Consider the following 14471-nt stretch of genomic DNA (forward strand, 5'->3'; position numbering starts at 1 on the left):
GGCTGATCTCACTAGAAAAAGCAGATCATTGATCTGCTTCTCTTTGTAAATGCCATGTCTTCAGTTTCAGCTTTGTTTCATTTCTGCCACTGATGGAGATCGATTTATTTCCCGGGGAAGGAAAGTAACGTGCAGTAAAAACTTCTCGGCCTCCGTTTACAAAAATCTCAATTGACGATGAGTCGATAAAGATATGAAGGTCGTGTAATTCCTCTATGACTGTTTCACGAACTTCCTTTGATCGATCTTCAAATCGATCCCGCTCTAATGTCAGCTTCCCTTCCTCTTTATCATAGATGATGCGTGCAGCTGCACGGATACAGCATTCAAACCCTTTTTGTGTGTCAATTTGATCAATGAATACCTCTGCGCTCGTAATATCCTCTACAGGGATGGAATGAACAGAACGTTTAATATGAAAAACATGCTCTTGTTCATTGGTCCGCATGGATTGAAGTTCACTTACTGGTTTTTGAATCAGTTGTCCGTCCTCATCTAAACGGAGCTCTCTCGGGATGGTGAGACAGTGTATCCATTGATAAGAAATGGTCGGATGATGCTCTTCTCCTTGATCAGGCACCCCCATCCACCCGATTAAAAGTCGTCTGCCTGTTTCGTCTAGAAAGGTTTGCTGCGCATAAAAGTCAAAACCGCGGTCCAGTTCCTCAAACGCTCCGTGTGTATATTGATAGGAGTGATCATCCAATGTGCCAACAAAATAGCCTGATTGATGTGTGTTGTGATATTTTAAGCCATCCGGCTCTAGTCCTTGCGGTGACACAATCAATACATCCCGGCCGTCTAATTCAAACAGATCTGGACATTCCCACATATAGCCGAATTTGTCTAAACCATTCTTTCCGTTGCCTGCAATCGTGCCTTGAAACGTCCAATTATCTAACGTATCAGAGGTAAATAAGACAAGGTGTCCTTTCAGATCTAAGCTTTGTGCACCAAGGACCATGTACCACTGGCCATTTCGCTTCCATACCTTCGGATCTCGAAAATGGGCAGTGAATCCTTCCGGCAGCGTTGCCACGACACCTTTTTTCTCAAAGTGAATACCATCTTCCGAAACAGCTAAACATTGATACGTCTCACGGTTCCCTTGTTCATCCCGAACGTTTCCAGTGTACATCACATACATCCGCCCATCGTCTATAAATGCACTGCCAGAATAACAGCCGTTTTGATCAAACCAATCACTTGGGGCAAGAGCGGCTTCTTCGTGCTGCCAATTGACTAGATCTGTCGATGTGTAATGCCCCCAGAATTTTGCACCATGCCCCGTTTTGAATGGCTGCCACTGATAGAAGACGTGGTAAATTCCTTTCCACTGAATCAGCCCATTCGGATCATTTAAAAGACCGACTGGCGGCATCAAATGAAAATGCTGCCGGTACACATCCTTTTTGACCAAATGCTCATAGTTTCGAATACGGTCTGCTATCTTTTGACGAAGTGCTGCGTCAGTTGTTGTCATGACTGTGACCACTCCTTGATTATTTTTCGACTTCTTTTATTTTAAAAATGATAGTGAGAATAAATGAAACAGCAACAGCGATTAACATACCAATCACATAATTGACCACATTCTGAACACCGAATGGTGCTGCAATCGCAATCATCGGTATGCCTGTTAAACCATAGGCATTGGCTGCTACCTTCGTGAAAACTACAAATGCCCCGCCCAATGCTCCTCCAATCATCGCCGCAATAAATGGTTGACGATAGCGAAGGTTTACACCGAATATAACAGGCTCAGTAATTCCTAAAAAAGCAGAGAAGGCGGCAGGAAGGGCAATTTCTTTTGTTTTTGCACGCTTGGCTAAGAAAAAGACAGCCAATCCTGCCCCTCCTTGGGCGACATTGGACATTGCCCAGATCGGCAGCAAATAGTTACGCCCAATATCATTCAGCAATCCTGCCTCAATCGCATGGAAGCTATGGTGAACCCCTGTGAGCACAATTAAAGAGTAAGCACCGCCGAAAATGAGTCCTGCTAAGAACCCTGCATGGTCATAAATAAATGTCAGTGCATTCGAAATTCCTGTACCAAGCATTCTTCCAAGCGGTCCAACTGCAATAAATGTCACAAATCCAGTGACAATCACGGTCACAAATGGGGTCACAAGTAAATCAATACTGTTTGGAACCACTTTTCTTAAATTTTTCTCAACAAGGCACATGATATATACGGTCAATAACACTGGAATAACCGTCCCTTGGTAACCAAGAAGAGCAATATCAACATTGAATAAATGCATATATTCAGGTTTTGCTTCCGTCAATCCCCACGGATTAAGCAGATTCGGGTGAATCATAATTCCCCCAATGACAGCCCCTAAATACGGATTTCCGCCAAACTCTTTCGCTGCACTGACCCCAATTAAAATCGGCAAAATGATAAAGGCTGCACTTGAGAACATATCAAGCATTTGGAAGATCGCAGAGCTTGGATCAGCCCATTTGAAGGCTTTCATCATACCTAAGAGACCCATTAACAAACCGCTTGCCACAATTGCTGGAATGATCGGTACAAAAATATTCGATAACGTCTTTGCAAAACGCGCAAGTGGATTCATTTTTTGTTTCACTGCTTCATCATGGCTGACAGGCTTTTGTTTCTCGTCGCCAGTCTCAAGACCAGTCTCACGAGCAAATGGTTCATATACTTTGTTGACAGATCCCGTTCCAAAAATGACTTGAAATTGTCCTGAACTTGAGAAAGCCCCTTTTACACCTTCAAGTTCTTCAATGGCCTCTTTGTCAATCAAATCCTCATTTTTCACCACCAATCTGAGTCTTGTTGCACAATGCGTAGCACTGATGACATTTTCTTTGCCGCCTAACAGTTTTGTTAATTCTTTGGCTGTATTTTGATAATCCATGAAGTTTCCTCCTTTTTTAAAGCAAAAAAGACCTAAAATTCACCAACGAGTAAAGGACATACACGTCCCCTCGTTACGCAAATTTTAGGTCTTGCCTGCCTGACAGTCACAATCCCGCAGTATCAAATTTTGATTACGCTTTCATCATAGTATAAGACTGTGACATGCGTCAACCTCTTTTTTCAAATCCAATGACCCATATACACTAATAAGAGTAGTGTGCATAAAAAAAAGCCTGCATGCAGGCACGATCATTTTAAACCAATTCGGCTTCCTGCAGACGCTGGACATGCAGCGTGATGTAGCCGATCTCCGATTCAGGGAGATGAAGTCCATATTCATCTTTTAACAAATCAGCCAGTCCAAGTGCACACCGGTACGCCGTATCATACTTTGTTTGGATAAAAATCAGCATGTCTTCGTCCATGATTTGAAATGCCTCATTCGATTCCAACCTGCCTAATGCATACCTCAAATGTGTCACAAGCCGCTGATAGGAAATACTATCCTCATCAATTGAATGCTGAAAATAGCTTTCAATATGCTCGATCATTTCTTTAATCATCGTTGTATATTTCACGGTCTTTTTCATGGACTCCGTATTCATTTTGGCCGTATGAATATGAAGTGCCACATATCCTGCCTCATCGTCCGGCAGTTCAACCCCAAGCCGCTCCTTTACATAACGAATGGCATACTTTCCAATCTCATATTCCTGCTTATATAAGACTTTGATCTCACCAAGCAATTTATTATATAGCACAATGCCTTTTTGAAGGCGTTCAATGGCGAAGGACAAATGATCAGTCAGTGATATGTGGATGTGATCACTGAGCGGCATCATGAGTTTCCCCTCTGCATAACTGATGATATGCTCTGCCACCTCAATATGCGCTTCTGGCAATGTGGCAAGAATTTGTTTGAATTTCTCATTTTCTTCACGCACAACAAAGATTTTCTCTATTTTTTGAAGAGGAACGACGTCATTTTTCCCCTTCTGAAAAGCAATTCCGGGTCCCATCACAATTTTCTCCTGATCACCCTCCTTCACAACCACTGCGTTGTTATTCAATATTTTATATATCTTCAAGGGGTATCCTCTCCCAGCAGATAACATTTCTTATGTGGGATTTTACCCTGTTTCACTTTTTCTGTAAAGGTAAGAGCGGACCAGCACGCGCCTCTCGCATCGTCTTCTCTTCAAGCATCATCAGACTTTGAGTAAACCGCTTCTCTGCCCTGCGTTTCTTCTTATGTTCTTCTGCCAGCTTCTCCAGCTCTCTCTCTTTCACTACTTGAAAGAATCCGGCATCCGCCGCGGCCGTCTGAAACCCTTGATTCTTCATCATCACACCAGGGTTCACAAGCACATTCATCATGAAACCAAACCATACGCTCAACCAGCTTTTTAATTTCTTCACTGAACATCCCTCCGCTTTTCTTAGAATCTAGCAGCTCTAGCAAAACAACTGCTCCTATCATATCCCGAGAAAAAAGAGAGGTTTGTCACAATCTGGGTGAAAAAACAAACTAGTTTTCAGAAGTTTTGTTGAAAAGTGCAGAAGATCATCATGTTCCTGGATGTTTCATTGAAAATTTTATGCACACGCTATCCCAAAGATAAGCACACCTTATCAACAGGGTTTATCCACATATCAACACCCTCTTACTAGATTTTGTGTATGTAAATTTTTTATTTTCCATATATGTATCTTAATAATCGAGTTATCAACAGATATTTGTGAATAAGTGCGACTTTATAAACAAAATAGTTCTTTATAACTATGTAAAATAAGACCAATTTAGTAAAGGAATTGTTTTCAACGTATTGAATACTTAATAACGGGCAGTGAATCTTTCCTATTTATCCACAAAAAGAAAGACTATCTCCCTAAAAACACAGCTAGAAAGGGGAAAATTAATGAAAAAGGTAATATCTCGTTCTTCTGTTCTATTGTTCTCCACTATTTTTATTTTATCCACATTCTTTACCGGTCAACAGGCTGCTGCTGCTCCATCTAACAAAAAGATGGAACGAGAAAAAGCAGAAATCTTCGGTGAAATCAATGTCAACTCGAGAAAACAAACCACTGTCATTGTTGAATTAAAGGAAAAATCCTTAGTTGAAGCCAAGCAAGATGGCGAAGCACAAACAAAAGCCTCCCTCAAAAAATCTCGAACAAAAGTAAAGAACGCAGCACTCAAAGAGGTAGATAAAGCGAGTGTTCGTCAAGAATATGAAAAAGTCTTCTCTGGTTTCTCTATGAAACTTCCTGCAAACGAAATCCCGAAGCTGCTCGCAGTTGATGGAGTAAAAGCCGTTTATCCGGATGTTACATATAAAACCGATGAAGTGAAAAAGGAAAGCATCCAGCTTCCAAACGAAGATGTCTCCCCGCTTATGGATAAGAGCGCTCCATTTATCGGTGCACCAAAAGCATGGGATGCCGGCTATTCTGGAAAAGGGGTCAAAGTCGCAGTCATTGATACTGGAGTAGACTATACCCACCCTGATTTAAAAGGAAACTTCGGTTTATACAAAGGCTATGATTTTGTTGATAATGATTATTCTCCGCAAGAGACACCTAAAGGAGATCCTAGAGGCGAATCCACAGATCACGGCACACACGTTGCAGGAACGATTGCGGCAAATGGACAAATTAAAGGGGTCGCAAAGGATGCCACGCTTCTTGCATACCGTGTACTGGGACCAGGTGGATCTGGAACAACTGAGAACGTTCTTGCAGGCATCGACCGGGCTGTTACTGACGGAGCAGATGTCATGAACCTCTCTCTTGGAAACAGTGTCAATAACCCTGATTATGCAACGAGCATTGCACTTGATTGGGCCATGTCTGAAGGCGTTGTGGCTGTTACTTCGAATGGAAACAGCGGTCCTAACAACTGGACTGTCGGTTCTCCCGGCACGTCAAGAGAGGCCATTTCTGTCGGAGCAACTCAGCTTCCGTACAGCCTTTACAATGTGAAATTCCCGAATTATTCTACTGCAAAAGTCATGGGATACTACCAAGAGAGTGATTTAAAAGCGCTTGACCAAAAACAAGTCACACTCGTCCAAGCAGGAATCGGTGACGAAAAGGCATTTGAAGACATCGATGTTAAAGGAAAGGTGGCCGTGATTGAACGTGGTGCCATTGCTTTTGTGGATAAAGTCGACAATGCAAAAGCCGCTGGTGCAATCGGCGTTGTGATGTATAACAATACTGATGGAGAAATCCCAGTCGACGTACCAGGACTCGCACTTCCTACGATTAAGCTGTCAAAAGCTGAAGGAACAGCGCTTATTAAAGCCATTGAGGCTGGAAACGATACAACGGCCTTCTCCATTCAATTTGTCAAAGAACTTAGTGAGCAAGTCGCTGACTTCTCATCCCGCGGACCGGTTGTGGATACATGGATGATTAAGCCTGATCTATCAGCACCCGGTGTCAGCATTGTGAGTACGATCCCAACGCATGATCCTTCTCAGCCTTACGGATATGGTTCTAAGCAAGGAACAAGTATGGCATCTCCGCATGTGGCAGGAGTTGCAGCGATCATCAAACAAGCAAATCCATCGTACTCAACTGAACAAATCAAAGCATTGCTGATGAATACAGCAGAAAAACTGTTTGACGCAAATGGCAGCCCATTCCCTCATAACACACAAGGAACGGGCAGCGTTCGAATCATGGAATCACTTCAAGCGTCTTCTATCGTTTCTGATGCGAGCTATTCTTACGGCACTTTCTTAAAGGAAAAAGGCGTTCAAATCAAAACGAAGAAATTTAAGGTAGAAAACCTTTCAAAAGCACCGAAAACGTATACCATTGATTACAAATTCAATGGCAGCGGCATTAGTACAAACGGAACGAAAAAAATTACCGTCAAAGGGAATTCCACTGGATCCTTTACTTCCGCAGTACAGGTGAATTACGGAAAAACCAAAAAAGGGACGTACCAAGGCAGCATAACCATTCGCGAAAATGGCAGAAAGATCACGGAAATCCCTACTTTATTGATTGTGAAAGAGCCTGATTATCCGCGCGTCACTTCTGTTTCCGTAGAGCCGGACAATCGTGCTGGAAGCTATGTCATTAGCAGCTACCTGCCTGGCGGTGCTGAGAACCTTGCATTCCTTGTCTACTCGACCGATGGAGAGTATTTAGGTGAAGCTGGTGTTTATCAACATGTTGATAAAGGAGAGCACCGCGTAAAATGGAATGGCACAATCAATCAAGGCCAGAAGCTTGAAGCTGGTGAGTATACAATGCTTGCGTATGCAAGTTTGAAAGGAAAGTCAGATACCGTACAAACGAAGGAAGCTTTCGAAATTTACCCTGAATAAATGTGCATCACAAGAAAAGCCTTGTATGAGCGGATAAGCTCATCAAGGCTTTTCGATCATATATGGAGGAAAGAGAAACTCATGTTGATATTGCTATGGATCGTTTCTTTTTTTACTGCTTTTTTTCTGACGATCACCTTGGTTTATTTTCTAACCTTTTTACATACGAAGCAGCCTCGTCCTTTTCATCAAGCATGCGAGCTGTCTGTTTATACTTCCTGTATTTACTCGCTCAGCCTGCTCGTGTCAGCCGCTTTCTTCCTCACCATGATGCTCCTTTTCCCCTTGTACTGGCTCCGCAGGCGATAAATATACATACGTTATGCATCAAAGGCTTCTTTTAATAAACGATACGATGTGAGCCGGTCTTGCATGTGATGTGTGATGGTCACAGCGATCAATTCATCTGTCCGATAAGCCTTCGCGAGTGCGGTCAGCTGCTCTTTCACAGATGCTGGCGTTCCAATGACCATCCTTTGACGATTGGCAGCCACTCGTTTTTGTTCATAAGGACTGTAGGAATACGACTGTGCCTCTTCATATGAAGGAAAGCCTTCAAGATTCAGCCCCTGTTCATTGGCAAGTAAAGATAAATCTAAGCTGACAGCCAGTTTTTCTGCCTGCTCCTCTGTTTCGGCACATAAAACAAAGACTGCCAGACTGACACGCGGCTGATCACCGAATACTGAAGGTTCAAATCGGTTGATATATTGCTCCACAGAGTCTTCTCCGCCTTCACCATTAATAAAAAGCGCAAACGTGTAGCCTGCACCTGCTTTCGCCGCAAGCCTTGCACTCCCTCCAGAAGAACCAAGCATCCATACTTCTGGCGCGGTCTCTACCTTCGGAGAAGCGGTCAAATGAGGCAGCGGGTAACATTCATCCGCTAGATCATGTAAATAGACCTTCAATTCCTCTACCTGCTCAGGATACTGGTCGCCTAGACGCTTGCGCTCACCATGATGAAGGGCAATGGAGGAAATAGGCATACCACCAGGGGCACGTCCAATCCCAAGATCGATTCTGCCAGGAGCCAGCGCTTCGAGAACCCTGAAGTTCTCTGCTACTTTATAGGCACTGTAGTGGGGGAGCATAACGCCGCCAGAGCCAATGCGTATGTGCGACGTAACGGCTGATAAATGGCCGAGAAGCACCTCTGGACTCGATCCTGCAAGCCGGTTTGAAAAATGATGCTCTGATACCCAAAAACGGTGATAACCCCACTTCTCCGCCTGCTTCGCCAGTTCAACCGTCTGCTTCAGTGCTTCAGCAGGCGTAGCGCCTCCTATCAAAGGAGATTGATCTAGTATACTTAATTTCATTATGCTGCACCTCTTACAGAAATCCCCCTCTCTTAATGGAAAGGGGGATTTCTATTTATTTTCGATTAAAGCCCTTCTCTTTCACAAATTCCCCAAGGAAGGCACGCTTTGGCTGACTAAATCCCCGCAGCATCTGCTCAGACCAAGTATCTTTTCTCTCACCGTTTGTTCGTGCTTCATAATATGCGGAAATACGATCGTCGTATTCTTTTAAATAACGATCCACATGCGCTTCATCTTGCTGATATGAATTTTCATGATATATGAGTTCAACTGGCAGCCGTTCCTTTTGTGACGACTGATTAGCTGGATGGCCAACAGCCAGACCGAATAACGGCAGCACATAAGATGGCGTTTCAAGCACTTCAGAGACTTCTCTCAGCTGATTACGCAGTCCGCCAATATAGCAGATCCCAAGTCCCATTGATTCTGCAGCAACACTGACATTTTGTGCAGCCAATGCCGCATCGATGACGCTAATGAGAAAGGCTTCCGTATTCTCAAGCGCCTCCTGATGATTCTTCCCTGCTTTTTTTGCAATATGATCATGGCGTTTCAAGTCTGCACAGAAGACAAAGAAATGCCCGTTCTTCTCAACGTATGGCTGATTCCCAGCCAGTTCAGCAAGCTTGGCCTTCTTCTTCTGATCTGTCACCCCAATAATACTATACGCCTGTACATAGCTTGATGTCGAAGCAGCCTGTGCACTTTTGATCAGTGTCAGCACCTCTTCTTCTGTCAAACGCTCGTCTGTAAACGAACGGATGGATCGATGATTTAATATGGTTTCTATCGTTTTGTTCAATTCGAAGACCTCCTTCACTTCTTCTATCATAAGGCAAAGACATAGGACTTTTCAAAAATGAAAACTCGCATAAAAAAAAGACAGCCTATGCTTAGACTGCCCTTACCTGTTTTATTTAAATAAATAACTTTGATATTTCGTTAATTGAACACTTGCGTTATAGGCGATCCCGAATCCAATAAGAACGGACAAGACAGAGCTTCCACCAAAGCTGATAAATAAGAGTGGAATCCCTGTTACAGGCATCACGCCTATGTTCATCCCAATGTTCTGGAACGTATGGATCACAATCAGCGCTGTATATCCTACGCAGAAGAATGACGCAAATCGGCTATAAGGATGTATACGGTCAATCAGTACGACAAGCCGGTAGATCAAGAAGAAGAACATGATCACAACAAACGCACAGCCGATAAAGCCAAAGGCTTCACCTATAATGGAGAAAATCATATCCGTTTGTGCTTCAGGGACATAGACCTTTAAGTTTTTAATGCCATTCCCAAAAATCTGCCCTGCACCAATGGCCATAATCGCCTGCTCCACTTGATATTTATCAGATCCAGATGCATCCTGCGTCTGTGCTTGGTTGGCTGTCGAAGAACTATCAGGCAGCCAAGCGGTAATCCGGTTAATCTGGTACTGCTGAATGCCGATTGTTTTCGCAAAATCAGGGAATAAGATGATCACTGCTAAAACAGAAGCAACTAAAAGCACAACCACTGAACCGATGAGAGAGATCAGTTTCCAATTGACCCCTGATAAAAACACCATCACGACAACAATAAACATACAAACAGCCGCAGTCCCCGCATCCTGCAAGAAGATCAGTCCAACTGGTACAGCTGCCACTCCGGCAATTTTTAATAGAAGGAAAATATCATCCTCTAATGTCCGCTTTCCTCTAGGTGTAGACTTACCAATGACAGATGCGAGCATCATAATCAAACCAATTTTCATGAACTCTGAAGGCTGAAATGTCCCTATACCAGGTAAAACAAACCAGCTTTTTGCACCATTTTTGATTGGAGCAAAATCATGACCTCCGATTTGTGCAGGAGCGATTTTTAGAAGAATTAACAGCATAATGCCGCCTATAAATATATATAAGCTCAGTTTCTCTAATTGCTCTAAGTCAAAATAATTAATAGCAACAATACATATAACTCCGACCATATAGTATATGATCTGTCTGGTCCATGCATTAGATCCGTACTGCCCAAATTGACCCGCAGCATAAATCGCAATGACACTGATGGCAAAGAAGGCTAAAAATATAAAAATCAAATCTCCTTGATAGTAAGGAGATGTATTCTGCTTGTTCATGAACTAACCACCCTTATTACAAAACATAAAAGCCCTTATTTATATTAGATTGAAATTTTCACAAAATCAACTTACCTTAAATATGACGGAAGATACATCCGAAAGGTTCCATTCAATTTTCAAAAAATGAAATACTTTTCATCCTAACAATAGGAAAAAATCCCTCTATCCACTTTTCATTCAATCGATCTCAAGTCCTTTAAAAAGTTTATTTTACAGATTTTAAGGGGAAAATTCAATGACCTATGTGGCAATATAACAAGTAAACATCAAACGAGCATAAGCTGCACTGAGGAAAGAGGAATAAAACCATTTTGTATGGAATAAGGCCTATTTTCCAATTATTACGTTTACTTCAAAGTCAATTGTGGTATAATACTTGTAACAAAATGTTCACAATATCTCCTAAAAACAGACACAATTGCATCCTGACCTCTCATTTGATTTGAATATCAACTTACAAAGGAGTTGGATACGATGGATATGTTCTTTGCGTACCTATGTATAGCAACGGCTACACCCCTGTTTTTATGGCTGGAAAACAGAAAAATTGCATTAGCATCTATTCCACCCATTATGATTATGTGGATTTTCTTTGGTCTTTACATGACAAGCAGTTTATCTCCAGCAGGACATACCTTCATGATCGCATTCTTTGCCATTAACGTGATTTTGGCTCACATTGCAGCGTTCCTCATCTACGGACTTCCATTCATTCGCAAAAGATTCAGCAGCAGATAGATATCGCCCAACTATTGGAAGCGTTATCACCATCATGATAAAAACCACTCACCTTCAAGAGATGAGTGGTTTTTTTATTATTTCTCTGAATGCTCAGACTGCTTTGGCGCAGACGGTGAATAACCGTCTTTACTGTTCTCTCCGTGGCTGTAGTGAGCCGCAAAGATCCAAACAGATCCGATGACGAAGATAATCGCACAGAACAGACCAAACAAAGTATTTCCGACTTGAACAGTTCCGTTTTCACTCTCTGTCATGTGCATAAACATGAACAGCTGCAAGAATGCTTGAATGAACGCAAAACCAAAGATAATCCATAGTTTTGCGGAACTGCCAATTTCAGCTCCAATCGCAATCCAGAATGCTAAGACTGTCAGCACAATGGATAGGATAAAGCCAACTACGTGTTTCCAAGGGAAGTGTTCGTGCTCTGCTGAGGAATGTGTTTTTCCAGCCATATCACAAAAGCCCCCCTAATCCGATCAAGTAAACAGCTGTGAAGATGAAAATCCATACAACATCAAGGAAATGCCAGTATAGACTTGAGATGAAAATCTTCGCTGCTGTTTGTGGAGTTAATCCACGCTTTTTAATTTGGAACAAGATCCCGGTAATCCAGAAGATACCGATCGATACGTGTAATCCGTGAGTTCCTAAAAGTACAAAGAATGCAGACCAATACGCACTTGTATGGATGCTCGCACCTTCATGTACATAATGGAAGAACTCGAAAAGCTCAAATCCAACGAAGCCTGCACCTAGAAGCAATGTGAGAATCGTCCAAATGACAACCCCTTTTGTACTTCCACGGCGCATTTCATGAACAGCAATCCCGCATGTAAATGAACTAACCAATAGCAGGAATGTCATGATCAATACAAGCTTCATATCAAACAGCTCAGCTGGTAAAACGCCGCCAGCTGTTCTGCCATGTAGAACAAAGTAGGTCGCAAAAAGTGTTGAGAACAACACGATTTCCGCGCCAAGGAATATCCAGAAACCAAGGATGTTTAAACGTCCGGTTTCAGACTGATATTCAAGCGGTGCATTTGCATAGCTGCTATCATTATGTCCCATTACTTCTGCGCCTCCTTATTCTTTTTCTCTGTTTCAATGACTTCTTCAACAGGAATATAGTAGCCATCGTCATATTCGAATGAACGTAAAATCATCGTTGCGAATACACCGATTAAGCCAATAACGCCAATCCAGTACCATTCAAATACAAGACCGAATGCACCAAGTCCAAAGAATGCAGACATGATCAGCGGTCTGCCTGAATTATGCGGCATGTGAATTTTCTTGAATTCTTTTTCAGGATGAACGTCCACATTGTTTTGCTTCCAATGATGGAATGCATCTGGTGTTGTCACTTCTGGAAGTGCTGCAAAGTTATAATGCGGCGGAATTGCAGAAGATGTCGCCCAGTCAAGTGTACGTCCTTCTCCCCAGCTGTCTCCAGACACTTCACGTTTTGAGTGTCTCCAGCTGTAGTAAATGTTGTAGCAAAGGATGATGAATCCGATACCCATCATAAATGCACCAATTGTTGAAATAAAGTTGAGTGCAGTCCAGCCATCTTCTGGTCCATACGTATAAATACGTCTTGGCATTCCTTGCAGTCCTAGGAAGTACTGCGGGAAGAAACAGATGTTAAATCCGATCATGAATACCCAGAAGAACCATTTGCCTATTCTTTCGTTTAACTTGTAACCAAACATTTTTGGATACCAGAAAACAAGACCAGCAAAACAAGCAAATACAGTACCTGCGATTAATACATAGTGGAAGTGGGATACAAGGAAGTACGTGTTATGGTACTGGTAATCCGCAGCTGCCATCGCAAGCATAACCCCAGTTACACCACCGATTACGAAGTTCGGGATGAAACCAAGTGCCCAAAGCATTGGTGATGTAAAGCTGATACGGCCTCGATACATCGTAAAGAGCCAGTTAAAGATTTTCACACCTGTTGGTACAGAAATCGCCATTGTAGTAATCGAGAAGAATGAGTTAACCGCTGCACTGTTCCCCATCGTAAAGAAGTGGTGAACCCACACAAGGAAACTAAGAACAGAGATTGCCACAATCGATACAACCATCGCTTTGTAACCAAACAACTGCTTTCTTGAGAACGTCGCAAAGATTTCTGAGAAAATACCGAAAGCCGGCAGGATAACAATATATACCTCAGGATGTCCCCAAATCCAGAAAAGGTTCGCCCAAAGCATCGGCATACCGCCTGCTTCGAGTGTAAAGAATGCAGAACCGAATAAACGATCAAATGTCATAAGTGCTAAAGCAACTGTTAGTACAGGGAATGCAAACACGATGATGACAGACGTAATCAATGTTGTCCATGTAAACATTGGCATACGCATAAGTGTCATACCTTTTGTACGCATTTTTAAGATGGTCACCATGAAGTTAATACCTGTCATAAGTGTACCAATACCTGCAATTTGGAGCCCGAGCAAGTAGTAGTTCTGTCCAGGTCCTGGTGAGAAATCATTTCCGGCGAGCGGCATGTAACTCGTCCAGCCTGCACTTGGTGATCCTCCAATAACGAAGGAAATGTTGAACAGCATTGCTCCGACCATAAATGTCCAGAAGCTAAGGTTGTTCAAATAAGGGAATGCAACGTCACGTGCACCAATTTGAAGAGGAACAACGACGTTGATTAAACCAATTAAAAATGGCATCGCCATGAATAGAATCATGATCGTACCATGCGTTGTAAAGATTTCATTATAGTGGTTTGAATCTAAAAACGTATTATTAGGAAGCGCCAGCTGCGCGCGCATCATCAGTCCGTCTACCCCACCGCGGAAGAACATAATCACAGCAGCAAGGATATACATGATTCCAAGCTTTTTATGATCAACTGATGTCAGCCATTCTTTCCAAAGCCATTTCCACTTTTTAAAGTAGGTTAAAACAAACACGATGGCAATGGAAGTAAGAGCGATAGAAATTTGCGCACCAAGAATTAATGGGTCTCCAGTTACAAAAAACTCATCCCATTTTAAATGCATAACGGC

12 protein-coding genes are annotated in these 14471 nt (G+C 42.6%); 2 read left to right on the plus strand and 10 right to left on the minus strand.

The genetic code is table 11. The features are described 5' to 3' along the window. Nucleotides 1-25: 25 nt before the first annotated feature. The 4 genes from AWT60_RS01025 to AWT60_RS01040 form a co-directional block, all read right to left on the minus strand. On the minus strand, nt 26-1483 hold the full coding sequence (locus AWT60_RS01025; RefSeq protein ID WP_218676754.1) for a sucrose-6-phosphate hydrolase: 1458 nt from the start codon (nt 1481-1483) through the stop codon (nt 26-28). A gap of 19 nt (nt 1484-1502) precedes the next feature. Further along, nucleotides 1503-2891 carry a sucrose-specific PTS transporter subunit IIBC gene (locus AWT60_RS01030; RefSeq protein ID WP_218676755.1) on the minus strand — a complete coding sequence of 463 codons (1389 nt, stop codon included), beginning with the start codon at nt 2889-2891 and terminating at the stop codon, nt 1503-1505. 256 nt (nt 2892-3147) lie between these two features. Continuing rightward, nucleotides 3148-3981, minus strand: a complete 834-nt coding sequence (locus AWT60_RS01035; RefSeq protein WP_024423828.1) for a PRD domain-containing protein — start codon at nt 3979-3981, stop codon at nt 3148-3150. A gap of 52 nt (nt 3982-4033) precedes the next feature. Further along, entirely contained in the window at nt 4034-4312 is a 279-nt protein-coding gene (locus AWT60_RS01040; protein ID WP_034621898.1) for a hypothetical protein, read from the minus strand. Between the two features lie 500 nt (nt 4313-4812). Here AWT60_RS01040 and AWT60_RS01045 point away from each other — a divergent pair, with 500 nt between their 5' ends. Beyond that, a complete protein-coding gene (locus AWT60_RS01045; protein ID WP_218676756.1) occupies nt 4813-7239 on the plus strand; it encodes a S8 family peptidase in 2427 nt (808 codons plus the stop codon). Between the two features lie 320 nt (nt 7240-7559). Here the strand turns inward: AWT60_RS01045 and AWT60_RS01050 are convergent, their stop codons facing one another. From AWT60_RS01050 to AWT60_RS01060, 3 genes are all read right to left on the minus strand, one after another. Then, nucleotides 7560-8561, minus strand: a complete 1002-nt coding sequence (locus AWT60_RS01050) for an LLM class flavin-dependent oxidoreductase (RefSeq protein WP_218676757.1) — start codon at nt 8559-8561, stop codon at nt 7560-7562. Nucleotides 8562-8616: 55 nt separating this feature from the next. Next, nucleotides 8617-9366 (minus strand): oxygen-insensitive NADPH nitroreductase, encoded by a 750-nt coding sequence (nfsA, locus tag AWT60_RS01055; protein WP_041108300.1) that lies wholly within the window; start codon nt 9364-9366, stop codon nt 8617-8619. 111 nt (nt 9367-9477) lie between these two features. Then, nucleotides 9478-10689, minus strand: coding sequence for an FtsW/RodA/SpoVE family cell cycle protein (locus AWT60_RS01060; RefSeq protein WP_041108302.1), 1212 nt, complete (start codon nt 10687-10689; stop codon nt 9478-9480). Nucleotides 10690-11166: 477 nt separating this feature from the next. Between AWT60_RS01060 and AWT60_RS01065 the strand changes: the two genes are divergently transcribed. Further along, entirely contained in the window at nt 11167-11430 is a 264-nt protein-coding gene (locus AWT60_RS01065) for a spore morphogenesis/germination protein YwcE (RefSeq protein WP_008345491.1), read from the plus strand. 77 nt (nt 11431-11507) lie between these two features. Here the strand turns inward: AWT60_RS01065 and qoxD are convergent, their stop codons facing one another. From qoxD to qoxB, 3 genes are read right to left on the minus strand one after another with little or no spacing between them, the layout of a single operon-like run. Beyond that, nucleotides 11508-11888: a cytochrome aa3 quinol oxidase subunit IV gene (qoxD, locus tag AWT60_RS01070; RefSeq protein WP_012011667.1), complete on the minus strand. Its 381-nt coding sequence runs from the start codon at nt 11886-11888 to the stop codon at nt 11508-11510. Between the two features lies 1 nt (nt 11889). After that, nucleotides 11890-12507 carry a cytochrome aa3 quinol oxidase subunit III gene (gene qoxC, locus AWT60_RS01075; RefSeq protein ID WP_024423834.1) on the minus strand — a complete coding sequence of 206 codons (618 nt, stop codon included), beginning with the start codon at nt 12505-12507 and terminating at the stop codon, nt 11890-11892. Continuing rightward, nucleotides 12507-14465, minus strand: coding sequence for a cytochrome aa3 quinol oxidase subunit I (qoxB, locus tag AWT60_RS01080; RefSeq protein ID WP_024423835.1), 1959 nt, complete (start codon nt 14463-14465; stop codon nt 12507-12509). The genes qoxC and qoxB overlap by 1 nt, the downstream gene beginning before the upstream one ends. Between the last annotated feature and the right edge of the window lie 6 nt (nt 14466-14471).

Origin of the sequence: Bacillus sp. F2HM, from assembly GCF_019266135.1 — a bacterium.
Lineage (GTDB): Bacteria > Bacillota > Bacilli > Bacillales > Bacillaceae > Bacillus > Bacillus safensis.